The sequence below is a fragment of the Streptomyces griseoviridis genome (genome assembly GCF_005222485.1).
Taxonomy (GTDB): Bacteria; Actinomycetota; Actinomycetes; order Streptomycetales; family Streptomycetaceae; genus Streptomyces; species Streptomyces hintoniae.
The window spans coordinates 6,990,525-7,016,226 of sequence record NZ_CP029078.1 but is presented as its reverse complement, the minus strand read 5'-3'; the positions used below and the strand labels follow the sequence as shown (position 1 = coordinate 7,016,226).

The 25,702-nt window shown below is 72.9% G+C and carries 21 protein-coding genes; 10 read left to right on the top strand and 11 right to left on the bottom strand.

What is annotated here, in order from left to right:
• The first annotated feature begins 66 nt into the window (after positions 1–66).
• Complete coding sequence (locus tag DDJ31_RS30405; RefSeq protein ID WP_127177196.1) at positions 67–837, top strand: hypothetical protein; 771 nt, start codon at positions 67–69, stop codon at positions 835–837.
• A 370-nt stretch (positions 838–1,207) separates the two neighbouring features.
• Here the strand turns inward: DDJ31_RS30405 and DDJ31_RS30400 are convergent, their stop codons facing one another.
• Positions 1,208–2,047, bottom strand: a complete 840-nt coding sequence (locus DDJ31_RS30400) for a GntR family transcriptional regulator (RefSeq protein ID WP_127177197.1) — start codon at positions 2,045–2,047, stop codon at positions 1,208–1,210.
• A gap of 129 nt (positions 2,048–2,176) precedes the next feature.
• On the opposite strand from DDJ31_RS30400, the gene DDJ31_RS30395 reads away from it, so the two are divergent.
• Positions 2,177–3,025: a (2Fe-2S)-binding protein gene (locus DDJ31_RS30395; protein ID WP_127177198.1), complete on the top strand. Its 849-nt coding sequence runs from the start codon at positions 2,177–2,179 to the stop codon at positions 3,023–3,025.
• A gap of 325 nt (positions 3,026–3,350) precedes the next feature.
• On the top strand, positions 3,351–4,376 hold the full coding sequence (locus DDJ31_RS30390) for a DUF2637 domain-containing protein (protein ID WP_127177199.1): 1,026 nt from the start codon (positions 3,351–3,353) through the stop codon (positions 4,374–4,376).
• A gap of 65 nt (positions 4,377–4,441) precedes the next feature.
• Here the strand turns inward: DDJ31_RS30390 and DDJ31_RS30385 are convergent, their stop codons facing one another.
• Both DDJ31_RS30385 and DDJ31_RS30380 read right to left on the bottom strand, forming a co-directional pair.
• Positions 4,442–4,900 (bottom strand): hypothetical protein, encoded by a 459-nt coding sequence (locus tag DDJ31_RS30385; RefSeq protein ID WP_127177200.1) that lies wholly within the window; start codon positions 4,898–4,900, stop codon positions 4,442–4,444.
• A gap of 138 nt (positions 4,901–5,038) precedes the next feature.
• Positions 5,039–5,653, bottom strand: coding sequence for a hypothetical protein (locus DDJ31_RS30380; protein ID WP_127177201.1), 615 nt, complete (start codon positions 5,651–5,653; stop codon positions 5,039–5,041).
• 283 nt (positions 5,654–5,936) lie between these two features.
• Here DDJ31_RS30380 and DDJ31_RS30375 point away from each other — a divergent pair, with 283 nt between their 5' ends.
• Complete coding sequence (locus DDJ31_RS30375; RefSeq protein ID WP_127177202.1) at positions 5,937–7,421, top strand: helix-turn-helix domain-containing protein; 1,485 nt, start codon at positions 5,937–5,939, stop codon at positions 7,419–7,421.
• 29 nt (positions 7,422–7,450) lie between these two features.
• On the opposite strand, the gene DDJ31_RS30370 is transcribed toward DDJ31_RS30375, so the two are convergent.
• Both DDJ31_RS30370 and DDJ31_RS40105 read right to left on the bottom strand, forming a co-directional pair.
• Positions 7,451–9,193 carry a pyruvate dehydrogenase gene (locus tag DDJ31_RS30370; protein ID WP_127177203.1) on the bottom strand — a complete coding sequence of 581 codons (1,743 nt, stop codon included), beginning with the start codon at positions 9,191–9,193 and terminating at the stop codon, positions 7,451–7,453.
• A gap of 73 nt (positions 9,194–9,266) precedes the next feature.
• Positions 9,267–10,247 (bottom strand): protein phosphatase 2C domain-containing protein, encoded by a 981-nt coding sequence (locus tag DDJ31_RS40105; protein WP_431026961.1) that lies wholly within the window; start codon positions 10,245–10,247, stop codon positions 9,267–9,269.
• Positions 10,248–11,162: 915 nt separating this feature from the next.
• On the opposite strand from DDJ31_RS40105, the gene DDJ31_RS30360 reads away from it, so the two are divergent.
• Positions 11,163–11,645, top strand: coding sequence for a DUF456 domain-containing protein (locus DDJ31_RS30360; RefSeq protein WP_127177205.1), 483 nt, complete (start codon positions 11,163–11,165; stop codon positions 11,643–11,645).
• On the opposite strand, the gene DDJ31_RS30355 is transcribed toward DDJ31_RS30360, so the two are convergent.
• The 6 genes from DDJ31_RS30355 to DDJ31_RS30330 form a co-directional block, all read right to left on the bottom strand.
• Positions 11,632–12,147: a methylated-DNA--[protein]-cysteine S-methyltransferase gene (locus DDJ31_RS30355; protein ID WP_127177206.1), complete on the bottom strand. Its 516-nt coding sequence runs from the start codon at positions 12,145–12,147 to the stop codon at positions 11,632–11,634. The genes DDJ31_RS30360 and DDJ31_RS30355 overlap by 14 nt on opposite strands.
• Positions 12,144–13,541: a bifunctional transcriptional activator/DNA repair enzyme AdaA gene (locus DDJ31_RS30350; protein ID WP_127182536.1), complete on the bottom strand. Its 1,398-nt coding sequence runs from the start codon at positions 13,539–13,541 to the stop codon at positions 12,144–12,146. The genes DDJ31_RS30355 and DDJ31_RS30350 overlap by 4 nt, the downstream gene beginning before the upstream one ends.
• A gap of 185 nt (positions 13,542–13,726) precedes the next feature.
• Positions 13,727–14,896 (bottom strand): ribosome small subunit-dependent GTPase A, encoded by a 1,170-nt coding sequence (gene rsgA, locus DDJ31_RS30345; protein ID WP_127177207.1) that lies wholly within the window; start codon positions 14,894–14,896, stop codon positions 13,727–13,729.
• Between the two features lie 221 nt (positions 14,897–15,117).
• The gene (locus DDJ31_RS30340; RefSeq protein ID WP_127177208.1) at positions 15,118–16,587 is read right to left on the bottom strand and encodes a cellulose-binding domain-containing protein; all 1,470 of its coding nucleotides are present in this window, start codon (positions 16,585–16,587) and stop codon (positions 15,118–15,120) included.
• Positions 16,588–17,135: 548 nt separating this feature from the next.
• Positions 17,136–18,473, bottom strand: a complete 1,338-nt coding sequence (locus DDJ31_RS30335; protein ID WP_127177209.1) for a radical SAM protein — start codon at positions 18,471–18,473, stop codon at positions 17,136–17,138.
• A 19-nt stretch (positions 18,474–18,492) separates the two neighbouring features.
• Positions 18,493–19,215 carry a pyridoxamine 5'-phosphate oxidase family protein gene (locus DDJ31_RS30330; RefSeq protein WP_127177210.1) on the bottom strand — a complete coding sequence of 241 codons (723 nt, stop codon included), beginning with the start codon at positions 19,213–19,215 and terminating at the stop codon, positions 18,493–18,495.
• A 181-nt stretch (positions 19,216–19,396) separates the two neighbouring features.
• On the opposite strand from DDJ31_RS30330, the gene DDJ31_RS30325 reads away from it, so the two are divergent.
• From DDJ31_RS30325 to DDJ31_RS30305, 5 genes are all read left to right on the top strand, one after another.
• A complete protein-coding gene (locus DDJ31_RS30325; RefSeq protein ID WP_127177211.1) occupies positions 19,397–20,644 on the top strand; it encodes an FAD-binding protein in 1,248 nt (415 codons plus the stop codon).
• Positions 20,645–20,798: 154 nt separating this feature from the next.
• Complete coding sequence (locus tag DDJ31_RS30320) at positions 20,799–22,043, top strand: ROK family transcriptional regulator (protein WP_127177212.1); 1,245 nt, start codon at positions 20,799–20,801, stop codon at positions 22,041–22,043.
• Between the two features lie 516 nt (positions 22,044–22,559).
• On the top strand, positions 22,560–23,825 hold the full coding sequence (locus DDJ31_RS30315; protein WP_127177213.1) for an ABC transporter substrate-binding protein: 1,266 nt from the start codon (positions 22,560–22,562) through the stop codon (positions 23,823–23,825).
• A 20-nt stretch (positions 23,826–23,845) separates the two neighbouring features.
• Positions 23,846–24,811 (top strand): carbohydrate ABC transporter permease, encoded by a 966-nt coding sequence (locus tag DDJ31_RS30310; protein ID WP_127177214.1) that lies wholly within the window; start codon positions 23,846–23,848, stop codon positions 24,809–24,811.
• The gene (locus DDJ31_RS30305; RefSeq protein WP_127177215.1) at positions 24,808–25,692 is read left to right on the top strand and encodes a carbohydrate ABC transporter permease; all 885 of its coding nucleotides are present in this window, start codon (positions 24,808–24,810) and stop codon (positions 25,690–25,692) included. The genes DDJ31_RS30310 and DDJ31_RS30305 overlap by 4 nt, the downstream gene beginning before the upstream one ends.
• Positions 25,693–25,702 lie beyond the last annotated feature (10 nt).

The window sequence follows — 25,702 nt, the reverse complement described above, 5'->3', positions numbered from 1 at the left end:
CCCGCGATCCATGCTGAGATGCCGCCACCACTCAACAGGCTCGATGGCGCGCTAGGGGAGGGCAACGTGGCGCACACCGCCATGTCTGGTGCCGGAACGACCGAAGGCGACGATCCGCTCCAGACCGCGGTATGGCGGCTGCGCTCCCGCGCCTGCTGGGCGGACGCGGCGGCCCTGCTCCCGGCGGACACCCCGGCGGGATCGCTCCAACGGGCGTCGCTCCTGGTGGAGCGCTGCCTGTACACGGAACAGGGCTGGCAGGACGCGGAGGACGCCCTGCGCACGGCCGAGGCGCAGGCCCACGCCGACGACGAGCGGGGCGCGGCGGCCTGCGAACGCGGCCAACTCGCCTACGCGGCAACGCTGCACGGCGTCCGCGACCGGGCCGACGAGGCGAGGGCGGCCCTGGGCAGGGCGGCGGCCCTGATTCCGCCGGGCGCCCCCGCCCGCGCCCTCCTGGACTTCCGCAGGGGCCTGCTGGCGGAGAACCTGACGTCCTCACCGCAGGCGGCCCGCGCCGCCTACCGCAGGGCCCACGCGGGCGCCACGGCCAACCCCGACCCGCTCCTCCTCTCCTTCACCTGGCGCCACCTGGCCGGACTGTCCCTGCGGGAGGGCGAGTTGGCGGAGGCACGGCACGGCTTCGCCGAATCCCTCAGGATCCGCGAGGAGTTGGGCTACCTGGTGGGCACGGCACCGGCACTGGCGTCACTGGCGGACGCGGAGTCGGAACCGGAGGCGTCCCGCCTGCGCGAGGAGGCCCGCCGCCTCTTCCGCCTCCTGGGCGGAGTCCCCACCTGGCTGGCCCGCCAACTGACCCCACCCACCCCGGCGTAGCCGCGCAACGCCGGAAGCGGCCGGCCCAGGCCAGGTCCCCCGCCGGGGGGAGGCCGCGAGACGACGGAAGTGGGCGGCGGGGGTGCGGCGAAATCCGCCGCCTAGCCGGTTACCACCCGAGTAGAACAGGACGAGAGACCCAAGGGCCCGAGAAGCGGCGGATTCGCCGCACCCACGCGGCCCCGACCCACGAACCACAGAGCGACCGGGCCACGCAGCCGCACCGGACCCACCGAACCACAGCCCGCCACACCCGAACCCCCGCACGAGACCCGCCGCACGAGATCCCCGCACCAGACCCGCCGCACCAGACCCCCCGCGCTACGCCGAGCCGCCCGCCCCCGCCCCACCCCCACCGAGCGAACCCCCGTCACCGCACCCCGCCGAAGTGCGACTCCACCAGCACCCGCACCAGCACGTCGTCCCGCGCGATCAGCGCGTCCAGCAGCGCCTGGTGCTCGGCCGCGTCGCTGACCAGGTCGAGCCGCCCGTCGCCGACAGGCACCTGCACCCGCCGCTGGAGGTCGTCGGCGATCTGGACGAGCTGACGGTTCCCGGAGAGCCCGAGCACCGCTCGGTGGAACGCCCGGTCGGCTTCTCCGTAGGCGACCCGGCACCCCGACGACGCGGCCCGGACACCGGCCTCGGCGAGCGGCCGCAGCTCGGCCCACCGCTCGACGGCCACCGCGCGGGCGAGGCCGAGCACCACGGGCACCTCGATGAGCGCCCGCACCTCCGCCAGTTCCGACAGCTCCCGCACCCCGCGCGCGACGACCCGGAACCCGCGGTTGGGCACCACCTCGACGGCGCCTTCGAGCGCGAGCTGCTGCATGGCTTCCCGCACCGGCGTGGCGGAGACCCCGAACCGCTCCCCGAGGGCGGGCGCCGAGTACACGTCGCCCGGCGTCAGCTCACCTCCCGCGAGGGCGGCCCGCAGGGCGTCGAGTATCTGCCCCCGCACGGAGGACCGCCGCACGACGGACCGGGCCCGAGGCGCGACGGGCGCGCAGTACGAGTGCTCACTACGCTCACCCGGCTCACCCGACTCCCGGGAGCCCCGCTCACCCCGCTCCCGCGAGCCCCGCTCCCCCCGCCCCCCGTCCGCGGCCCCCGGCTGCGCCGGTACCCGAACCACCCCGGCGACCCTCTGCGCACGCTCAGCACGCTGCTCCACGGGCCCTCCTCCGGACGTGTCGGTACTTGAGGTCATTACGACGGGTTGCCCTCACCCGTCAAGCACCCTAGGCCCATCGGCCACCAGTTCAAATCCCACCCAGAATGGGTAAGGCTAGGCTTACCTACAGATTCACGCCTCACCTCGTGGAACGGTGGCCCCCGCATGCCCGTGCCCCCCTCGGCGCTCACGGACGCGTACGACCGTCTCGCCACCGCGCTGCCCTCGCTGCGCATACAGGAGCTGCCCCCGGGCGCCGCCCAGCCGGACGGCGGGGGCTGGATCACCGGCGCCTCCCTGACCCGGCCGGGTCAGGCGATGGACACGTTCCTCGACTGGGACGACGCGCAGATACGGCGGGATCACGGCACGCGGGCCCGCCCGGACGTGACCGCGAGCTTCGGCCTGCACCGGTACGCGTGGCCGGTCTGCCTGCTGATCACCGTCCCGTGGTTCCTGCTGCGCCGGGTGCCGCGCTACCCGGTGACCCAGGTGTCCTACGACCGCACGGTCCCGGAGCTGGCGATGGGCCGGCTCGCGGTGCGCGCGGCGGGCTTCGCGTGCCTCCCGGACGACCCGGCGGCCGGCCGCCCTGAGGCGCGGGTGGTGGCCGACGAGGAGGCGCTCGACGCCGAGGTGCGGGCGGCGGTGGCCGAGCATCTGGAGCCGGTGCTCGCGGCGTTCGGCCCGAGGATGCGCCGCCGGGGCCGCGCGCTGTGGGGCATGGCGACGGACGAGGTCGTGGAGGGCCTCTGGTACGTGGCCGGGCTGCTCGGCGAGGAGGCGCGGGCGACGGCCGAGCTGAAGCGGCTGCTGCCGGGCGCGACGCTCCCGTTCGTCGGCTCGGCGGCGTTCCGCGAGCTGGCCACGCCGACGGGGCGGCGGCTGCCGACCCGGGACCGGGCGAGCTGCTGCCTGTTCTACACACTGCGCCCCGAGGACACCTGCGTGACGTGCCCGCGCACCTGCGACGCCGACCGGATCGCCAAACTCACTGCGCACGCGGCAGCTTGAGGCACCCTCAGGACGGAGCACCCCCCGGCGTCCCGTAAGATCGACGCGAACAAGACATCGGCTACGGCAACTTCCTCGCGTCGCTTTGATTACAGGTACTTCACAACTTCCTCACCTGACGCGGGAACTTTCCGTTGAACCACCCGTACGGGTAGTCTTATTCGAACTCAACTCCCGCCCCTCAAGCGGCAGTTCGAGCAGAACGCCGCCCAGGGCATCCCCTTGCACTTCCTTGGCGGCCTCTTGCCCCGAAACCCCCTGAGGGCCGGTGGAATTGGGCCACTATGGCGGGCGTTACGCCCTATCCCAATGCAAGGGACCCCAGATGAGACTGACCGACATATCGCTGAATTGGCTGCTTCCGGGCGCCGTACTGCTCCTGGGCATGCTGGCGGCGGTTGCGGTGCTGGCACGCAGCAAGCGGTCCGGGGAGCACGCGAAGACCGAGGATTCCTGGGAGCGGAGCGAGGAGCGCCGCAGGCGCAAGGAGGCCATATACGGCTGGGCCTCCTACGTCCTTCTGTTCTGCTGTGCGGCCGTCGCCGCCGCGCTCTCCTTCAAGGGGCTCGTCGGCTTCGGTGAGCAGAACCTGGGCCTGTCCGACGGCTGGCAGTACCTGGTGCCGTTCGGCCTGGACGGCGCGGCGATGTTCTGCTCCGTCCTCGCCGTGCGCGAGGCCAGCCACGGTGACGCGGCCCTCGGCTCCCGGATACTGGTGTGGACGTTCGCGGGTGCCGCCGCCTGGTTCAACTGGGTGCACGCGCCCAGGGGTCTCGGTCACGACGGCGCCCCGCACTTCTTCGCGGGCATGTCCCTCTCGGCCGCGGTGCTGTTCGACCGCGCGCTGAAGCAGACCCGTCGCGCCGCGCTCCGCGAGCAGGGCCTGGTGCCCCGTCCGCTGCCCCAGATCCGCATAGTCCGGTGGCTGCGGGCGCCCCGCGAGACCTACAAGGCGTGGTCGCTCATGCTGCTGGAGAACGTGCGCAGCCTGGACGAGGCGGTCGACGAGGTCCGCGAGGACCAGCGCGAGAAGGAGCAGACCCGACTGCGCCGCCGCGACAAGGAGCGCATGGACCGCGCCCAGCTCAAGGCGATCAGCCGGGGCCACCGCGGCTTCATCGGCCGCGGCCGGCAGATGGAGGCACTGGAGCCCGCTCCGGCGACCGGAACGGAGCCCGCGATACCCGCTGCGGAAGCTCTCCCGGTCCGTTCCCGGCCGTCGCTCCAGCCGGTACGCAAAGGCGGTTCGGACATGACCGTCGACCTCACCGCGGAGGACGACACAATGGCTCTGCCGCGACTCGACTCCCTGGAGCGCAAGCTCAAGGATCTCGAGCAGCAGTTCGGCTAGCCCGGACGGGGAGGGCATGACATGAGAGGGGCGCGACCTACGGGTCGCGCCCCTCTCGTCGTCCGTCAGACGGTGTCCCCGATACGGAAGATCCGGTGATCCCGGTTCATGTCGACGACCACCTCGGTGGTGACGCCGCCGCCCCAGGTCAGCGTGACGACGGCTTCGGTGGTGCCGGCCGCGTTGGTCCCCCGCTCGGTCACCTTCCAGGCGGCGGGGACGTCCTGCGCGCGCAGCACCCCGTTGGCGTGCTCCCGGCTCTCCCACGCGGCCAGCCGCTTCTGGAAGGCGGTGCTGAGGTAGTGGGCGCGCAGCCCGTCCGGCAGGCCGCCGCTGTTCTCGTCGGTGACGGCGTCTATGTAGGTGCCGTAGAAGTCGGCTATCCGGGTGAGGTTGTCGGACGACGCGCCGCTGACGCTGCGCGGCGCTCCGGCGGACGCCTCGGCCACCACGCCGAGGCCGAGCCCGAGGGCGAGCGCGCAGGCGAGGACGGTGCGACGGGCGGTGCGGTGCTTGCCGTTCATGATTGTTCCCCTGGATCCGTGTGGGTGTCTGTGTGCGTATGTGCGTGGGTCTGGGTGGGGGTGGTCAGGCGGAGGCGTGCGAAGGCGGGGCCGCCCGCCCGACTGCCGTGCGGGAGGGCGGCCCCTGGTGGGTGCGGGTCAGCGCAGCTTGCCGACGGCGGTCATCGTCGTCGTCCGGAAGGCCCCCACGGGCGCGTCCGGGAAGCCGCCGAGCTGCGTCCAGTCGACGACGGTGACGGTGCGTCCGTCCCGTCCGACGGACAGCAGCCGGATGTCCTGGGCGCCCCAGGCGGTGTCGGTGTGGAGGCCGTAGAGATGCGCGCCGTCCTCGACGTCGACCCTGCCGTAGTCCTTGAGCGCCGCCTTGATGTCCGGCCGGTGCCGCTCGATCCTGGCCGGGCAGGACCGGATCTCCCGGGCGATCCGGTCGGCGAGGGCCTCGGCCGAGCCGCTGTCGGGCAGCACGACGCTGGTCTGCCGGGCGCCGGCGTCGAGGTCGGTGCGGAAGTCCCGGTGCCAGGTGTCGTCCCGGCCCGCGAGGGCGTCCTTCAGGCAGGTGTCGTGCCCGGTCGCCTCCGCGACGCCGGGCAGGACGCGGCCGGCCGTCCAGACGGACGACGGGTGCGGCGGGAGGTCCCGGGCGGCGAGGAACCCGGGAGTCCGGCCGACGGCGCCGGCCGGCCCGGCGCAGACGGCGCCGAGGCCGGTGGCGGCGAGCAGGAAGAGCGCGCCTGTCCTGGTGCGGTTGGGCATGGAGGTCCCCCGTGGATGCGTACGTGAGCGAGTGGATGAGAGCGACGAGTCGAACTCCCGCGCCGTCGGACGTCGACGGGCGCGAGGGAGCCGGATGCCGTGGGCCGCGCCACCGCCGGTTGGTCGGCCGGCCGGTTCGGTGCGGCACCAGAAGCATCAGCCGTACCGCGGGCCGCCCGCAACAGCCGGCGCCCCCTCCGTCGGGCTGGAACCATCCCAGCCCCTCTGACGTGCAGGTACATGGGCACCCTGGGATGCCGGAACGCGACACTACGGGGGTACGGTGACGAGTCAGGACGACGTCGAGGAGTTCGCGGCGCTGCTGCGGCTGCTCAAGGCGCGCACGGGCCGCAGCTACGGTTCGCTGGCCAGACGCCTCGCCATGAACACCTCGACCCTGCACCGCTACTGCGCGGGCGAGGCGGTACCGCAGGAGTTCGCGCCGGTGGAACGGCCTGCGGCGTTCTGCGAGGCGACGGCGGCGGAACGGCACGAGCTGCACCGGGTGTGGCTGCTGGCGGTGGCGGCCAGACAACGCCCGAAGCCACCGGAACCGGCCTCCGAGGCCACCGCGGTCTCCCCGGTCCCTTCCGACCCTTCCCCCTCCTCAGACCCTCCCGTCTCCCCCGACCCCTCCATCTCCTCAGCCCCTCCCGTCTCCCTCGACCTCCCTGTCTCCTCAGCCCCTCCCGTCTCCTCAGCCCCTGCCGACTCCCCCGCCACTCCCGACTCTCCGGTGTCCCCGGCCGCTTTCGCCGCTCCCGCCGCCACCCCCGCCAGCACCCCCGCCGGCACACCCGCCACCAGCCCCGCCGCCTGGTTCCGTCGCCGCAGGATGCTGGTCGGGGCCGCCGCCGCCACCGTGCTGCTGGTGACGCTCGGCAGTCTGGCGCCCCGGCCCTCGGACCACCCCAGGACCGGGACGACGGCGGGTGCCGCGCCCGGCTCCACCGGGTCGCCGTCCGGCGGTTCCGCTTCCCCGACGGCGTCGTCCTCCCCGACCTCGACGCCGTCCCCGACATCAGGGTCGGCGTCGGCGGCCTCGCCGACCCCGGCGCCCTCCTCGCGGTCCCTCTCCCCCGCCGCAGAAAAGCGGCGGGAGCGCGACGGGAAGGCTCCCGACGGCGGCGCGAACCCCGCGGGCACGCCGCTCACCTGGACGGCCGACTCGCAGGTCTGGCAGCAGGGCTGCGGCCACGACTACGTCATCGCCAAGGAGCCACGGCAGGTCCCGCCGCCCCCGGTGCAGCAGGACGCGGCCGGCTGGGCGGCGACGCAGGGCGCCGTGCACGGGCACCAGACGATGGTCAGGATCTCGGTGCAGGGGAAGTCGTCGACGGCCGTGGTCCTGGAGGCACTTCGGGTCCGGGTGGCCGGGCGGGGGGCGCCGCTCGGGGGCAACGCCTACGCGATGGACCAGGGCTGCGGCGGTTCGCTGACGCCGCGCGCCTTCGCGGTGAACCTGGACGTCGACCGCCCGATCGCCCGCTCGGTCGCGGGCGCGGACGGCGAGCACCCGATCCCCGCCGTCCGCTTCCCCTACCGGGTCTCCGCCTCCGACCCTGAGGTGCTGCTGGTGACGGCGGAGACCGAACGGTACGACGCGACCTGGTACCTGGAGCTGGACTGGTCCTCGCAGGGCCGCACCGGCACCACCCGCGTCGACGACCACGGCCGCCCCTTCCACACCACCAGCATCAAGGGCCTGCCCCGCTACTGGTACGGGTCGAGCGGCTCCCAGCGGCAGTGGATGCCGTACGACGGCTGAGCGGAGGAGTCGGGAGGGGCAGCGGAGGGTCAGGGCCGGGGCACGTTGCGGATGTTGGAGCGGGCCATCTGGAGCATCCGGCCGACCCCGCCGTCCAGGACGATCTTCGACGCGGAGAGGGCGAACCCGGTGACCATGTCGCTGCTGATCTTCGGAGGGATGGACAGGGCGTTGGGGTCGGTGACGATGTCGACGAGGGCCGGGCCCTTGTGCTTGAACGCCGCCTTCAGCGCGCCCGGGAGATCCTTGGGCTTCTCCACCCGCACACCGTAGGCGCCGCAGGCGCGGGCGACGGCGGAGAAGTCCGGGTTCTTGTTGGTGGTGCCGTAGGAGGGCAGTCCCGCGACCAGCATCTCCAACTCGACCATGCCGAGGGAGGAGTTGTTGAAGAGGACGACCTTCACCGGGAGGTCGTACTGGACCAGGGTGAGGAAGTCGCCCATCAGCATGGAGAACCCGCCGTCCCCCGACATCGAGACGACCTGCCGCTCCCTGTCGGTGAACTGGGCGCCGATCGCCATCGGCAGCGCGTTCGCCATCGAGCCGTGGGAGAACGAACCGATCACCCGGCGGCGGCCGTTGGGCGTGATGTAGCGGGCCGCCCAGACGTTGCACATGCCGGTGTCGACGGTGAACACGGCGTCCTCGGCGGCGAGTTCGTCGAGGACGGACGCCACGTACTCGGGGTGGATCGGGACGTGCTTCTCGACCTTCCTGGTGTACGCCTTGACGACGCCCTCCAGCGCGTCGGCGTGTTTCTTGAGCATCTTGTCGAGGAAGCGCCGGTTCTCCTTGGGCTTCACACGCGGGGTGAGACAGCGCAGCGTCTCGCGCACATCGCCCCAGACGGCGAGGTCCAACTTCGAGCGCCGGCCGAGGCGTTCGGGGCGGACGTCGACCTGGGCGATCTTCACGTCGTCGGGCAGGAACGCGTTGTACGGGAAGTCGGTGCCCAGCAGGATGAGCAGATCACACTCGTGGGTGGCTTCGTAGGCGGCGCCGTACCCGAGCAGTCCGCTCATGCCGACGTCGTACGGGTTGTCGTACTGGATCCACTCCTTGCCGCGCAGCGCGTGCCCGACCGGCGACTTGATCTTCTCGGCGAACTCCATGACCTCGGCGTGCGCGCCGGCCGTGCCGCTGCCGCAGAACAGGGTGACCCGCCGGGCGCGGTCGATGAGGTCGACGAGCTGGTCGATCTCGGCGTCGCCCGGTCGGACCGTGGGCCGGGAGGTGACGAGGGCGGTCTCCACGGGTTTGTCGGGGGCTGCCTCGGAGGCGATGTCACCGGGGAGGGAGACGACGCTGACGCCGGACTGGCCGACGGCGTGCTGGATGGCGCTCTGGAGCAGCCGGGGCATCTGCTGCGGGCTGGAGATCAGCTCGCAGTAGTGGCTGCACTCGGTGAACAGCCGGTCCGGGTGGGTCTCCTGGAAGTAGCCGAGGCCGATCTCGCTCGACGGGATCTGCGAGGCGAGGGCGAGCACGGGGGCCATCGAGCGGTGCGCGTCGTAGAGCCCGTTGATGAGGTGGAGGTTGCCCGGTCCGCAGGAGCCGGCGCACGCGGTGAGCTTCCCGGTGATCTGCGCCTCCGCGCCGGCCGCGAAGGCGGCGGTCTCCTCGTGGCGGACGTGCACCCAGTCGATGGCCGAGTTTCGGCGCACCGCGTCCACGACGGGGTTGAGGCTGTCGCCGACGACGCCGTAGAGGCGTTCCACTCCGGCGCGGACGAGGATGTCGACGAACTGTTCGGCGACGTTCTGCTTGGCCATGGCTCTCGTGTGCCCCTTCGGTCTCCTCAGATCCCTGATCCCTCTGGGTTCCATGAATTCACAGCCCGCGCGCTCACGCCTCCCACACGGCGGCCGCCGTACGGTCGTCCGAGTACCCCTTGACCCGGACCTGGGCGTCGGCGAGGAAGGCGGCGAGACCGGGCGGGGCCGCCCCCGCCCAGCGGCCGGACAGGTGACGGCAGAGTTCGGGTTCGCCGCGCAGGGGCTCCGCGAGGCCGTCGCTGCACATCAGGAGCGTGTCACCCGGGCGGGCTACCGAGGCGCGGAACCGGAAGGGCGCGCGCGGCGGTCCTGGCGCGGGTTCGTACGGGCTCGGCGGGGCCGGGATGCCGAGGTCCAGGGTGAGCCGGTCGCCCTCGGGGGTCTCGGCGGGCGGCGAGCCGAAGCCGACGACGGGCTCGCCGACGGCGTCGGTGACCCGGGGCTCGATGTCCTGCCAGTCGCCGTCCCTGAGCCGGAAGAGGCCGCCGGTGCCGACGCCGAAGAAGATCCGGGTGCGGCAGTCGGGGTCGGCGGGCAGCAGCAGGCAGCGCAGGCTCGCCGCGTACTCGTCGGGGTCGACACCCTGTTCGACGGCGCTGGCGCGGAGCCTGCCGAGGGTGCGGTCGGTCAGCCGGTGCAGTCCCGATTTGAGGTCGCCGCGACGGCCGGCCCTGATGTCCTCGGAGAGCCGGGCGTGACTGCGGCCGACCGCTCGGCCGATCCAGTGACACGCCTCGGCGGCGGCCCGGTGGGCTCCCGGGGTGGCCCGCGCGCCGGTCGCCGTCGCGACCAGCAGGAGGGCGTGGTCGCCCGTGCCGAAGCGGGCGGTGAGCAGCGCGTCGCGGCGCGGCTCGCCCCGGTAGCGCGCGGAGTCGCCCCGCACGGACACGGCCCGCACGGTCGAGGTGCCGAACCGGGCGCCGTCGAGCACGGTGTCGGGGACCAGGTCGTCGAGCCGGTCGGGATCGGCGACGGGCAGCGCGGTGGGCTCGGCGTCGTAGGTGGGCGGCCCCGACCCGACGTGCGCGACGACGGGCGTGGCGCCGGGCACGACCCCGGAACCGCCGGCCGGCCCGCCCCCGGCCCCCGGCCGCCCCCCGGAGGCGGAGGCGAAGGTGGCGGGCGCGGGCGAGGCGACGGAGGGCGCCTCCCAGGGAGCCCGCCGACGCCTGGACACGACGGGAGGGACGGGAGGAGCAACGGGTGCGGCGGGTGCTTGGGAGACGGGAGGGGTGGGAGGAGCGGGAGGGACGGAAGGAGCCTGAGAGGCAGGAGTACCTGGAGCCGCTGGAGCCGCTGGAGCCGCTGGAGGCACAGGGATCGCTGGCGGCACAGGGGCCGTCGGAGCGGCGGGCCCCGCGCCACCTCCGGGCGTCGCGGAGGGGGTCCGACGTGGTGCGCCGGGCGCGGCCTGGCCACTGGTGCGCGGGGTGTACGTCGGCCAGTCGGACGGCGGTGAGACCGCGCCGCCCTGGCCGTCACCCGGCGGTGAGACCGCGCCACCCTGGCCGTCCCCCGGCGCGACGGCGCCCCGAGGCCCCGCGCCCACGCACCCTGTAGGCCCAGGCCCGGCCGTCCCCGCGCCCACGGATCCCGTAGGCCCAGGCCCCACCGTCCCCGTGCCCAGAGACTCGGTGGCGCCCTCGGGCCCCGTCCCGGCGGCCCCCTTCACCGCGCCCGACGCCGAGGCGAAACGGTCGTCGAGGGAATCGGGCGCGGCGGCCGGGCCCGTGTCCTGGGTGGAGTCGTCGTACAGCTGCCCCCACCAGTCGTCGTCGGGACCGGTGGACCCTTCCCCCTGCTGGCTCATGCCCCTGATTTTCCACCCCGATGCCCCGTCGGAAACGGGGCATCGGGAAATTCGGGCCGGGGAACGCGCGGCGGACGGCGGGCGAGGTGCGTCCGGGTGGCCCCGGCCGCCCCCTCCTGACCTGCGGCTTCCCCGGGTGTCCTGCATGCTGGTCCGATGGGCGTGTGGGACCTCCTGATGGTCGGTCTGGTGCTCCTGCTCGGCCTGTGCGGAGTACTGGTGCCCGGAGTGCCGGGATCGTGGCTGGTGTGGGCGGCGGTGCTGTGGTGGGCGTTGAAGGACCCCAAGACGCTGGCCTGGGCCGTGCTGGTCGGGGCCACCCTGGCGCTGTTCGTCGCCCAGGTGATCCGCTGGACGCTGCCGCCAAGACGGCTGCGCGAGAGCGGCGCCACCCCCCGGATGGCGGTGTCCGCGGGGCTCGGCGCGCTGCTGGGTTTCGTGCTGGTGCCGGTGGTGGGCGCGATCCCCGGTTTCATGGCCGGCATCTACGTCGGCGAACGCCTGCGGCTCGGCCGGCACGCGGAGGCGAAGGCCGCCGTGCGGACGGCGATGCGCTCGGGCGGTTCGAGCGTGCTGACGGAGCTGTTCGCCTGTCTGCTGATCGCGGGGGCCTGGCTGGGCGCGGTCATCTGGGGCTGAGGCCGGGGCGGGCGCCGATCACGCCTTCCAGGGAGAGCAGCCGCACCTTGGTCTCCAGGCCGCCCGCGTAGCCGGTGAGGGAGCCGTCGGCGCCGATCACCCGGTGGCAGGGGCGGACGATGAGCAGCGGGTTGGCGCCGGTGGCGCCGCCGACGGCCCGGACGGCGGCCCGGGAGGCGCCGACCCGGGCGGCGATCTCGCCGTAGCTGGTGGTGGCGCCGTACGGGACGGCGTCGATGGCCGCCCACACCTTCTCCCGGAACGCGCTGCCCTCGGTGCGGATGTCGAGGCTGAAGTCGGTGAGGTCACCGGCGAAGTAGGCGGCGAGCTGTTCCTCCGCGAGCCGGAAGAGGTCCGGGGTGTGGCGCCAACTCTCCTGGACGGTACGGCCGTTCTTCTGGCCGGAGACCGAGAGCGAGGTCAGGGCGCCGTCGTCGTCCGCGGTCAGCAGCAGCGGTCCGACCGGGCTCTCGACGGTGGTGTGGTGGACGAGCGTGGTCATGGTGTCTCCAACTCCCCTGCGGCGCGCAGGTGGTGCAGTGCGTACGAGCGCCAGGGGCGCCAGCTGTCGGGCAGGTCGGTTCCTGGTGGGGCGACGTCGGGGTCGCCGAGGGCGCGGGTGCGGACGGTGGCCGCGGTGGCCGCGTCCATGCCGGGCACGGCGAGCAGGGCGGCCTCGGCGCTGTCGCGGTCGGCGCCCGGGTCGAGGCGCAGGCGGCCGTCGGCGAGGGCCGCGGTGAGGGCGCCGAGGGTGCCGTGCGGCAGGGCCTCGGCGAGGACGGCGGGTTCGGGGAAGAGGTGGGTGAGGCCGCCGTGCGGGGTGTCGAGGGGCTTGCCGTGGGCGCGGACGAGCCGGCCGGCGACGGCGGGGCCGACGAGGGCGCGGACGGCGAGTTCGTCGGGGTCGGCGGCGCCTGGCGAGCGCAGTCCTGGCCGGGCGGCGACGAGCGGGGCGAGCCGGGGATCGGCGCCGAGGCGTTCGTCGACGGCCCAGGGGTCGGCGTCCAGGTCGAACAGGCGGCGCAGCCGCTGTACGGCGGTGGTGAGGTCGCGGGGGTCGGTGAGGTGCAGGCGGGCGTCGAGCCAGCCGCCGGGGTGGGCGCCGGGCGCGGCCCGTGAGGTGCGGGCGCGTTCGTGGACGGCGGCGACGCCGGTGCCGTGCGGGAGGCGCAGGGTACGGCGGTGGACGCGCCGCCCGGGTGCGCCGGTCACCTCGTCCACGCCGGCCACGGCCTCGGCGGCGAGCAGGTCGAAGACGGGGCCCGCGCGGTAGGGGCCGCGGTGGGCGAGGCGCAGCGGTATCCCGGTGGCGGCGGGCGTCGCCGTCCGCAGGTCCCGCTGCGGGGCGGCGGCGCGCAGCTCGCTGGGGGTGGCCGCGTACACGGCCCGGATCGTGTCGTTGAACTGGCGGACGCTGGCGAACCCTGAGGCGAACGCGATCTCGGTGATCGGCAGCTCGGTGGTCTGGGTGAGGACCCGCGCGGTGTGGGCGCGCTGGGCGCGGGCGAGGGCGACGGGGCCCGCGCCCAGTTCGGCGGTGAGCTGGCGCTGCACCTGCCGGGCGCTGTAGCCGAGGCGGGCGGCGAGCCCGGCGACCCCTTCGCGGTCGACCACGCCGTCGCCGATGAGGCGTACGGCGCGGCCGACGACGTCCGCGCGGACGTTCCAGTCGGCGGAGCCGGGCACGGCGTCGGGACGGCACCGCCGGCAGGCCCGGAACCCGGAGCCCTGCGCGGCGGCGGCCGTCGCGAAGAACCGTACGTTGCGCCGTTTGGGGGTCAGGGCGGGGCAGCTGGGCCGGCAGTAGATGCCGGTGGTGCGCACCCCGAAGAAGAACGCCCCGTCGAACCGGGCGTCCCGGCTGCGTACCGCTTCGAACCTGCTGTCCTCGTCCATCACACCGTCCAGTGTCGACGACGCGGGGGCACGGGACTGGCGGGAATCGGGCACGACGCTGGGGGGACGGAGGCCGTGAGGGGGCGAAGGCCGGGGACCTTGAGGGGGCGAAGGCCGGAGGCCCCAGACCCCTGGAACCTCCAGAACCTCACCTGCCACCGCCCCCTCCCCCATCACCGCTGCCGCTAGAAGCGCGTCTTCCCCCGCTTCATCTCCATCGCCGCGCGCCCCTCGGCGCCCTTCCGCTTCCACTCCTTGCGGACCTCCGCGCGGAGCCTGGCGTCCGTCTTGGCGACGATCCGCTGGTTCTCCCGCAGCAGCTTGCGGTAGCTCGCCAGACGGCGTTCGGGAAGGTCGCCCGAGTCGATCGCGGCGCGCACCGCGCAGTGCGGCTCGGCCTCGTGGGCGCAGTCGTGGAAGCGGCAGTCGGCGGCGAGTTCCTCGATCTCGGTGAAGACCTGTCCGACGCCGGTCCCCGCGTCCCAGAGGCCGACGCCCCGCAGCCCTGGGGTGTCGATCAGGACGCCCCCGCCCGGCAGGGCGAAGAGGTTGCGGGTGGTGGTGGTGTGCCGTCCCTTCCCGTCCACGTCGCGGGTGTCGCCGGTGTCCATCACATCGGCGCCGACGAGCGCGTTGGCGAGGGTGGACTTGCCCGCGCCGGACGTCCCGAGCAGCACGGAGGTGCCGCCGCCGGTGAGCGGGAGGAGGCCGTCGAGTCCGTCGTCGTACAGGGCGCTGACGGCGACGACGGGGACGCCGGGTGCGGTGGTCCGGACGTCCTCGACGAGGTGGGAGAGGACGGTCGGGTCGGACACCAGGTCGGATTTGGTGAGCACGACGACGGGCTGGGCGCCGGACTCCCAGGCCAGCGCGAGGAACCGTTCGACGCGCCCGAGGTCGAGTTCGACGGCGAGGGAGATCGCGACGATGACGTGGTCGACGTTGGCGGCGAGGATCTGCCCCTCGGACCGCTTGGACGAGGTGGAGCGGACGAAGGCGGTGCGGCGGGGCAGCAGTGCGCGGACGTACCGGGGGTCGCCGCCTTCGGGGTCCACGGCGGCCCAGTCCCCGGTGCAGACGACCTTCATGGGGTCGCGGGGCACGACGAACTCGGTGTCGGCGTGGACGACGCCGACCGGGGTGACGACGTCGCAGCGTCCCCGATCGACCCGCAGGACCCGGCCGGGCAGCAGACCCCGCTCGCCGTACGGGACGAACGCGGCTTCCCAGGCGTCGTCCCAGCCGTAGGGGGTGAGCGCGGAGTGGGCGGCGGCGGAGGCGACGGGAGCGGACGTACTGGTCGCACGGGCGGAACGGACGGAACGGGTGGAGCCGGTAGAACCGGTGGAAGACAAGGGGTGACCCTTCACAAGGCGGGCCCCGGCGCGTGAGAGGTCGTCAGCCGGTGGCCACGGAGGTGGACTTGACGTACTGGATGCGGGCAGCGCCCGTCGCAAGGACAGTCATCGGTCGACACCTCCGTTCCTTCTCGTGCCTTCTCGTGCCTTCTCGTTCCTGTGGTGATCCCCGGGCAAGGGGAGCCGCGACCTAGGTAACCGGTCGCGGCGGCTGTGCGTCAACCGGTTTTCGCGCACTCCCGCCCGTTGAGCGCGACGTCGTACGGCGGGGCGTTCTTCCCCTTCCAGCTCGCGAGGAAGCCGAAGGAGAGGGTGCCGCCCGCGGGGACCGCCTTGTTGTAGTCGGCGGCGGTCGCGGTGACGCGGGAACCGCTCTGGGCGACGTTGGCGTCCCACATCTGGCCGACCCGCTGGCCGTCGCCGAAGGTCCAGGCGACCCGCCAGCCGTCGAGGGCGTCGGCGGTGGTGAGGGTGAGGGTGGCCTGGAAGCCGTCGGGCCACTGGTTGACCAGGTCGAAGGCGAACTCGCAGGGTGCCGGGCCGTCGCCGTCCGGGCCCGCGCCGCCCGCGGTGGCCGACGAGGTGCCCTGGGGTTCCTCGCCGTGCCCGTCGTCGGCCGGCGACCCGTCGGTGGTCGGCGGCGGCGAGGAGGTCGCCTCGGGGGTGGTGTAGGACGGCGACGACGGCAGGGGCGCGGGCGCCTGGCGTCGGCCGCTGGGGGTGGTGCCCGCGGAGTCGTCCATGTCGGAGCCGCCGAACGGCATCATCGACACGGCGAGGGCGAGCAGCGACACCACGACGGCGGCGGCGAGCAGGCTGGTGCGCACGACGCGGGCGCGCTGCGTGCCGGACCCGGGGTCGGCGCCGTCGCCCTCCGCGGGTTCGGGGCGTCCGACGCCGAGGCGAACCTCGGCGGCCCGGCGGCGGCGCTCCAGGTAGGCGAGGCCGCCCCAGCCGATGACGCCGCCGACCAGGGCGACGGGCAGTCCGCCGCCGTGCGGGCGCAGACAGGCCGCGGCCTCCGCGCAGTCGACGCACCGGGAGAGGTGACGGGAGAGGTCCTCGGGGATGTCGGTGGCGGGCGAGCGGGTGACGACGTCGAGGAGCCCGGCGTAGCTGCGGCAGTGCGCGGTCATCGGGCTGTCGAGGTGGGCGCGGTGGCAGCGGTCCCTGAACAGGCCGCGGACCTGGGCGAGTTCGTCGCCGACGACGGCCGGGTCGAGGCCGAGGCGGCGGGCGACGACGGTCAGCGGCAGCGTCTCGACCTCGGCCAGCCAGAGCAGCGCGGCGTCCGGTTCCTGGAGGTCGCGCAGTCCGCGCAGGGCGAGCGGGCGGCTGAGCGGGGGGCCGGTGTAGCGCGCGGCCTTGTCGGAGTTGAGCCACAGTCTCAGGTCGGGGTCGAGATCGTGGCCCTTTCCGCCGGTCTCCCAGGCGGCCGCGGTGGTGCGGACGGCGGTCAACAGCAGGGGGATGACGGGCAGTCGGGGGGAACGGCGGCCGGTGGCGCGGACGGTCGCGCTCTCGGCGGCGCGGGCCTCGCGTATACCGAGGGCGAACGCCTCCTCGGCCAGCCGTGTGGCCGCGGTGGAGCCCGCGGTGCACAGGTCGGCGTAGGAAAGGACCGCGTCCCAGCACTCCGAGAACAGCGCGGCCTCGGCGGCGTCCTTCGGGGTCGGCAGGTCGGGCATGAGTCTCCTGCATCCACATGCGAGGTCAACTCGCCTTATTGGCAACGGAGTTGTGGGGAACCTCGCGGCAGACCCAGAGCCTTTCACGTCTTCCACACAACTGACAAGCGCGCTATTCAAATCTGGTTACCGGGAGTGTCCCGGCGGTGGCCCCGGGTGGGGGCCGGTGGACATGAGCGGGTCCGGAGCGGGTCCGGAGCGGGTCCGGAGCGGGTCCGGAGCGGGTCCGGAGGGCCTCCGCGGGGAGGTCTCCGGTGTGCCCCGGTGGGTTACGGGCGGAACGCCACGCCGTATCGATCGCGATCGTACCGACACGGTCCGCATCGGTCCGGTCCTTGCCTGTCCGGTACGGGTCCGTCCGGTACGGGTCCGTCCGGTCCGGGTCTGTCCGGTCCGGGTCCGTCCCGCGCTAACCGGCCGCACTCCCCCGCCCCGCACGCCCGCCCCGCACGCCCTCCCCGCACACCCTCCCCGCGCACACCGGCTCGCGTGCGAACCGGTCCCGGACGATAGCGATCGCGGCGTCGTCCGGGAAGGGCCCGGTCACCTCACGTCCGGGCGGCCACCTGCTCGTCGTCCGCGGGCCGCTCCGGGAGGCTGTCCATGAAGGAGCTGACGGAGAACACCGCGCGGCCCGGTCCCGGCGGGCCGTAGCCGGGCGGGGAGGCGAGACCGAAGTCGTCCATGGTGGCGCGGTAGGCCTCCAGGAGCCGGATGTGGTACTCCAGCGGCGCGCCCTGCGGGTTGGCCTTCCCGAGCGGTGTCGTCGGCTCGGGGCACCAGGTGGTGAAGCGGGGCGTGATCCCCTGGGACATGAAGAACCGCAGCCCCTCGGTGGTCGACGCGATGGCCTCGTCGACGGTGGTGAACCCGAACGGCTCGGCCATCTCCACGCCCGCCACGAAGTTGGGGATCACGTTGCGGGCGCCGAAGATCTCGGCGGAGTCGAGGATGCGCTTGTGCCACTCGTCACGGCCGACGTACCGCTCCTTGCCGGGGCAGTACATCTTGAACAGATACTCGTCCCACACCTCGTAGTTGGGGTGGTAGATCTGCACGCCGTAGTCCTTGAACCGCTGCACGTCGTCGCGCGGCAGCGCCTGCGCCACCACCTTGCCGATCCAACGGCCGGGGAAGCGCTCCTCGATGGCCTTGGCGTAGTGGCCGTAGAAGTCGGCCTCGTCGCGGCCCGAGACGGTCTTGGTGATCGCGCCGCCGGTCAACGTGTAGGCGGTGGACGCCTTCTGGGTGTCGTACCGGTCGATGATCTCCAGGGCCTCCAGGACCTCCTCGACGTCCTTGACCCCGGTGTACGGCCGGCCCGCCGCCTTGTGCTGGCGCCAGTTGTGGTTGATGTCGCAGTACTGGCACTCCTCCTTGGCGCCGAAGTACTGGCAGACCCGGAAGACGGTGAGGTAGATCAGGTAGCCCCACTGGATGGTCGGGGCCACCTCCATCACGGACTTCCCGTTGGAGAGCTTGTGCCGGTAGTACTCCGGCATCGGCGGCACGCCCACGTCGGAGATCCGCTTGCCGTCCAGGTAGAGGCCGAGCACCCCGTCGTCGTCGGCGGCCACCCGGTACGGCGAGGCCGGGTTCACCCGGACCGACACCACGGTGCGCCGCAGGTCGTAGGGGCCGCCGGTGAGGATGATCTCCTCCGGCGGCCGGCGCAGCGCGGCCTCGCCCAGCTCCGGCAGGGTGCCGTGGTCGAAGGAGAAGATGAAGTACGACTTCGGCTTGACCTCGCCGGATTCGTTGTCGCTGAGCGCGGACGGGTCGAAGGCGACTCCGCCGCGCAGCAGGTCCTCCTTGAAGACGGCCTCCCGCGGTACGTGCGGGAACCGCTCCATCAGATCTTCGACCAGTGCGGTACGGCTGCCCATCCCGATCTCTCCTCCCGGCTCAGGCGTTCGACTCCTCACGGTATGCCCCGTCGCTCTGGGCGTGCGGATCGGGGGTCGGTGTGGCGTGCGTCGCGCCGGACCTGCGGGCGATGTGCGCGGGTACGGCGGTGCCCGGCGGCAGCAGCGGATCGGCCTCGGGTGCGCCCCAGACGGCGGTGAGCGGCAGGGTGCCGGCCCAGAGGCCGAGGGCGGCGTCGGGTCCTTCGCCGTCGTCGGGGCCGCCGGTGCGGATCTTGACGGACGCCTCGTCGAGGGCGAGGGCGAGCAGGGTGGTGGCGGCGAGTTCCCCGCGGCTGGGGAGGCGGGCGTACGCCCACTGCCCCGGCGCGCTGTGCTCGGTGAGGGTGCGCAGGCCGGCGAGTTTCTCGTCGGGGTCGGTGACGGTGCGCGGGACGCCGTGGATCATGGCGCTGCGGTAGTTGACGCCGTGCTCGAAGACGGAGCGGGCGAGGACCAGGCCGTCGACGTGGGTGACGGTGACGCAGACCGGGCCGTCACCGGCCAGGCTGCGGCTGGCGACGGACCCGTGCAGGTAGAGCACGCGCCCCTCGCGGCCGTAGACGGTCGGCACGACCATCGGCCGCCCCTCGACCAGCACCCCGAGATGGCAGACGAACCCGGCGTCCAGGATCGCGTCGAGGTCGGCCCGGTCCAGGCTGCCCTGGGCGCGCAGCCGACGGTGGCGGGTGAGGTCGGTCACGGGGAGCCGGTCGTCAGTCATGACGCCGGAGACTACCGATATCGCGGATTCAAGGCCATAGAGCGGAGGATATTGGCTGTCTGGCTACCCCTCGCGTACGGAATTCGTTGGCGCCGGGCTCCCTCCTCGGTCCGCCCGGAGGGATGAGAAAGTCGACGCACACGCGGTCGGCGCGTACGCACTTTCCGGAGGGACGGCACGGATGACGGCGCAGACGGTCACCAACTGGGCGGGCAACATCACCTACGTGGCCAAGGAGGTGCACCGCCCGCGGTCGCTGGAGGCGCTCGGCGCCCTGGTGGCGGGCAGCGCGCGGGTGCGGGTGCTGGGCAGCGGGCACTCCTTCAACCGGATCGCCGAGCCGGGCCCCGAGGGCGTCCTGCTCTCCCTCGCCGAGCTGCCGCCGGTGATCGACGTGGACACGGCGGCCCGCACGGTACGGGCCTGTGGTGGCGTCCGGTACGCCGACCTCGCCCGGGTGGTGCACGCGCACGGCCTCGCCCTGCCCAACATGGCGTCCCTGCCGCACATCTCGGTGGCGGGGTCGGTGGCGACCGGCACCCATGGGTCGGGGGTCGGCAACGGCCCGCTCGCGTCCTCCGTGCGTGAGGTCGAGCTGGTCACCGCGGACGGGTCGTCGCTCACCCTGGGCCGGGGCGACGCCCGGTTCGGCGGCGCCGTCACCTCGCTCGGCGCCCTCGGTGTCGTCACCGCGCTCACCCTCGACCTGGAGCCCGCCTTCGAGGTGGAGCAGCATCTGTTCACCGAACTGCCGCTGGCGGGGCTCGACTTCGAGGCGGTCGCCGGCTGGGCGTACAGCGTGAGCCTGTTCACCGACTGGCGGCGGGAGGGGTTTCGGCAGGTGTGGCTCAAGCGGCGCACCGACCAGCCGCTGGCCGACTTCCCGTTCGCCGCGCCCGCCACCGTGGCGCTGCACCCGGTGCCCGGGGTGCCGGGCGTCAACTGCACCGAGCAGTTCGGGGTGGCCGGGCCCTGGCACGAGCGACTGCCGCATTTCCGGGCGGAGTTCACGCCCAGCAGCGGCAAGGAGTTGCAGTCGGAGTACCTGCTGCCGAGGCCGTCCGCGATACCCGCGCTCCAGGCGCTCGACGCGGTCCGGGAGGTGATCGCGCCGGTGCTGCTGACCTGCGAGGTGCGGACGGTCGCGGCCGACGAGCAGTGGCTGAGCCCGGCCTACGGGCGGGACTCGGTCGCCTTCCACTTCACCTGGGTCGACGATCTGACGGCGGTGCTGCCGGTGGTGGGCCGGGTGGAGGCGGCCCTGGAGGCGTTCGAGCCGCGTCCGCACTGGGGCAAGGTGTACAGCGTGCCCGCGCCGGTGGTGCGGGGCCGCTACCCGAGGCTCGGGGAGTTCAGGGAGCTGGCCGGGGCGCTCGACCCGGCGGGCAAGTTCGCGAACGCCTTCGTCCGGGACGCGCTGGGCGACTGACCGTCCGGCCGCCGTCGCGCCGCCGCCCTTTGTAAAGCCCCTTTCCTAACCCCTTGTCGAAAGTCGGCGGGAGCCCATAGCCTGGCGCGGCGCCGGTGCCGACGTGCCCGCCCGGCCCGAGCCGAACTGAGCCGAGGGGACGGGGATCGACCCGGTGAAGCGCACTTCACGTGACATCCGCACCGCGAACCGCTACGAGGTGCTGCGCCAGATCGTCGCCGAGTCGCCCACCTCGCGGCAGGAGTTGGCGGCGGCCACCGGGCTGAGCCTGGCGACCGTCGCCACCCTGGTCGGCGAGCTGCTCGAACTGCGCATGATCACCGAGGTCGGTTTCGAGGACTCGGCGGGCGGGCGCCCGCGCGGTCTGGTCGCCGTCAACGCCTCGGGGGGCGCGCTGATCGGCGTGGACATCGCGGAGACGTACGTCCATGTCGAGCTGTTCGACCTCGCGTTGAACGTGCTGGCCCGCGCCGAGGAGCACATGCGGCCCGGCGAGAACCGGCCGGCGCAGGTGGTCAGCCATGTCGCCGCCGCCGTCGGGGCGGTGGTCGCGCAGGCCGGTGTGGAGGGCGCCCGGGTGCTCGGCGTCGGGGTGAGCGTGCCGGGGCAGGTGGACCGGGACACCGGCGTCTCCGAGTACGCGCCCAACTGGGACTGGCACGACGTGCCGTTGCTCGACCTGCTCACCGAACACCTCGCGTATCCGCTCTACTTGGACAACCCGCTGCGCGCCTGCGCGGTGGCCGAGCTGTGGTTCGGGGCCGCCAGGGGCCGCGGGGACGCCGTGGTCGTCAATCTCGGCACCGGGGTCGGCGCCGGGCTGATCCTCGGCGGCGGGGTGCACCGGGGCGTCAGCAACAGCGCGGGCGAGTGGGGCCACAGCACGCTCGTGCTGGACGGGCGGCTCTGCCACTGCGGCAACCACGGCTGCGTGGAGACGTATGTCGGGGCGCCCGGGATCATGATGAACCTGCGGGAGTCGCACCCGGAGAGCGGCCTGCTGCACCCCCGGGACCAGACGGCCACCATCGACGCCCTCGCGCGGGGGATCGCGGCCGGCGACCCGGTGGCGGTCGGCGTGGTCCGTGAGACCGCCCGCTATCTCGGCGCGAGCCTCGCCGGTCTGGTGAACGTCCTCAACCCCGAAGTCGTCGTGCTGAGCAGCTGGGTGGCGCGCGGCCTCGGCGAGCCGCTGCTCGACGAGGTGCGCGAGGCCGTGGCCCGGCACGCGCTGCCGCGCCCGCTGGCCACCACGGAGATCGTCCTCTCCCCCATCCCCACCGACCCGGTCTGCCTGGGCGCGGCCACCTTCGCGCTCGAAGGGGCCCTCCAGTCCGTGGGGCAGAAGTCCGCGAAGCGCGCCACCCCCGCGAGGAGCCGTACCGCACCGCCGTCCTGACGACGGAGCGGACGCTCGGGACATCGCCGTCCTGACGACGGAGCGGACGCTCGGGACATCGGCGCCCTGAGGAGCGGGCCGGCCCGGCAGGTGCACGCCCCCGGCGAGGCCCGGCGGCCGACGGGTGGCGCGGGGCCGCGGTGGTCGCCGAGCGTCAACGGGCCCATCGTCGAGGCGAGTTCGGGCGCCGCCTGAACGTGGGCGGCCGGGCGGCGACGGCGGCGGCCTGGTGATCCACTACAGCCGCAACGGCGGCACCCGCGCGGTCCGGACCCGCGGCGGGCCGCGCCTCGGCCGAGGGCCGCCGGGCCTCCCCCGTACCGGCGGCCCTCAACCCCCTTGTACCGCCCGCCCGTTCGGCATTCCGAACCGGGCGCAACGCTTGGAACAGCCTTCGTCCAACCCCTTGCCGAAGCCTTAGCCGAAGGCTAACGTCCCGGCACCGCACCCTGTTCCGAGCCATCCGGTCGCAGGGCGACCGAGCCGCAGCCGCAAATCGAGACAAGGACGTCCACCATGTCGGCAACGAGCAACAGCACCTGGTCCCGCCGATCACTCCTGCGGGCCGCCGCGGGCATGGCCGCCGCCGGCTCCCTCGCCGCCTGCGGCGGCAACACCGGCCGCGGGGGCGGCTCCGGTTCGGGCAAGAACCTGGTGCAGTACTTCCACGCGTACGGCGAGGCGGGCACGGAGCAGGCGATCAAGCGGTACGCCGCCGCCTACCGGGGCGCCCGTGTGAGCACGCAGTGGATCACCAGCGCCGACTTCGAGAGCAAGCTGTTCGCGACGCTGCTCACCAAGAACGCGCCCGACGTCTTCGAGTTCCACCCGCAGATCCAGATGGTGCGCAGCGGCCAGGTGGCGGACCTGACCGACCTCGTCGCCCCGGTCAAGGACGACTTCAACCCGGCGGACATCGCCTCGCACACGGTCGACGGCAAGACGTACGGCGTCCGGATGATCGACGACCCGCAGTTCTTCTTCTACCGCAAGTCGATGCTCGACAAGGCCGGTGTGCGGGTGCCCGAGACCCTCGACGAGCTGATCGAGGCCGCCGCCAGGCTCACCACCGGCAAGGTCAAGGGCCTCTTCCTCGGCAACGACCTGCACGCGGTCATCAACCCGATGATCTGGTCGGCGGGCGCGGACACCCTGAACGCGAAGAACGAGATCGCCTACCACACCGACGGCGTCGTCGACGGGCTGAAGAAGATGCGCTCGGTCTTCACCAGCGGCGACCTGCTGCTGGACGCGCCCACCGACTACTGGGACCCCTCCGCGCTCAACCAGGGCCTGTGCGCCATCCAGTTCTGCGGGATGTGGGCGATGCCGCAGTTCCAGAAGGCGCTGGGTGACGACTGGGGCGTCTTCCCGTTCCCGAAGGTCACCGCCGCGGGCAAGCCCTCGGTCTACAACGGCGGTTGGTCGATGTTCGTCAACGCCAAGGGCGAGAACGTCGACGCGGCCAAGGAGTACGTGAAGTGGCTGTGGATCGAGCAGAAGAAGTACCAGGAGGACTGGGCGACCTCGTACGGCTTCCACATCCCGCCGCGCACCTCGATAGCGGCGTCCGCGTCCAAGCTGAAGACCGGCACCCCGGCCGAGGGCGTCCGACTCTTCAACGAGTTCGGGCACTTCGACAACATCGGCTGGACGCAGGCGATGATCACCGCCCTCGAGGACGTCTTCGCCGACTGCGTCCGCAAGGACGGCTCCCCGGAGGCCGCCCTCGACAAGGCGGACAAGGCAGTGGGCCGCGAGCTCAAGAAGCTGTTCGGATAGTCCGGCGGACGGAATCCGACATGTCCACGACCACGGCACGCGACCTCGCGCACCCCTCCCGGGCGGAGGCTCCCCCGGCCCGGCCGCGGCGGGGGCTGCGGGGCAGCCGCACCCTCAGCTTCTGGCTGTTCATCGGCCCGTTCCTCCTCGGGCTGGCCCTCTTCGTGTACGTCCCCATCGGCTGGAGCCTCTATCTCAGCTTCTTCGAGGCGCGGTTCACCGTCACGCCCGAGAAGTTCACCGGGTTCGACAACTACACCTACATGCTGACCGACCCCGACTTCGTGGGCTCGCTCGGCACCTTCACCGTCTTCGCCGCCTTCATCGTGCCCACCACCTGGGCGCTGTCGCTGGGCCTCGCCCTGATGGTGAACCGGCTGCGGTTCATGCGCGGCTTCTTCCGTTCGGTGTTCTTCCTGCCGACCGCGTGCAGCTACGTCGCCGCCGCGCTGATCTGGAAGATGTCCATCTTCAGCGGCGTCCGCTTCGGCCTGATGAACACGGTCCTCGGCTGGTTCGGCGTCGAGAACATCGCCTGGCTCGCCGACCCGAACCCGCCCTGGTACTGGCTGGTGATCGTCTCCGCCCGGCTCTGGCTCCAGTCCGGCTTCTACATGATCCTGTTCCTCGCGGCCCTCCAGAACATCCCGGGCGAGCTGTACGAGGCCGCCGCCATCGACGGCGCCAAGCCCGGCTGGCAGACCTTCCGCCACATCACCCTGCCCCAACTGCGGGCCACCTCGACCGCGGTGGTGCTGCTCCTGCTGATCGCGGCGTACCAGGCGTTCGACGAGTTCTTCAACCTGCTGTCGAAGACGACCTGGGGCCGGCCGCCGCTGGTCGAGCTGTACTACACCGCGCTCGGCGAGAACCAGGACTACGGCGCGGGCAGCGCGGGCGCCGTCATCCTCACCGTGCTGATCTGCGCCGTCACCCTGCTCCAGGGCAAGTTCCTGGGCTTCGGCAAGGGGGAGGAATCCAAGTGACCATCACCGCACCCGAGACGCGCCGTGGCGCACCGCCGCGAGCCGTGCGCCGTCGCGGCGGGGTGATGAGCAGCGCCGGCCTCTACCTGGCCACCGCGGTCGCCGCGTTCCTCTTCCTCGTCCCGTTCTATCTGCTGGTCCGCAACGCCCTGTCGACGGACGCCGAAATCACCGGCGAGCACTGGAAGTTCTTCCCCACCGACCTCCAATGGGGCAATGTCAGCGCCCTGTTCGACGACTCGTCGGTGCCGTTCGCCAGGTCGCTGCTGAACTCCACGGTCGTCGCCGTCCTGCACACGGCGGGCGTCCTGCTGGTCTGCTCGCTGGCCGGCTACGCGCTGGCCCGCATCCCCTACCGGCACGCCAACAAGGTCTTCTACGCGGTCCTCGGCACCCTGATGGTCCCGACGGCGGTGACCTTCGTGCCGAGCTTCGTGCTGGTCTCGTCGCTCGGCTGGGTGGACAGCTACCGGGGGCTGATCATCCCCGGCCTCTTCAGTGGTTTCACCTGCTTCCTGTTCCGGCAGTACTTCCTGGGGTTTCCGAAGGAGCTGGAGGAGGCGGCGCGGGTGGACGGGCTCGGGTACTGGGGCGCCTACTGGCGTGTCGTCGTGCCCAACTCCCTGAACTTCTTCGCGGCCATCGCGACCATCACCTTCATAGGCGGCTGGAACGCCTTCCTGTGGCCCCTGGTCATCGGCCAGGACCCGAGCGCGTGGACCGTGCAGGTCGCGCTCTCCTCGTACATGACCAACCAGACCGTGGTGTTCCACCAGATCTTCATGGCCACCGCGATCTCCATCCTGCCCCTGCTGTTCGTGTTCCTCTTCCTCCAGCGCTGGCTGGTGCAGGGGATCGCACAGACCGGCATCAAGGGCTGACGCACCCACG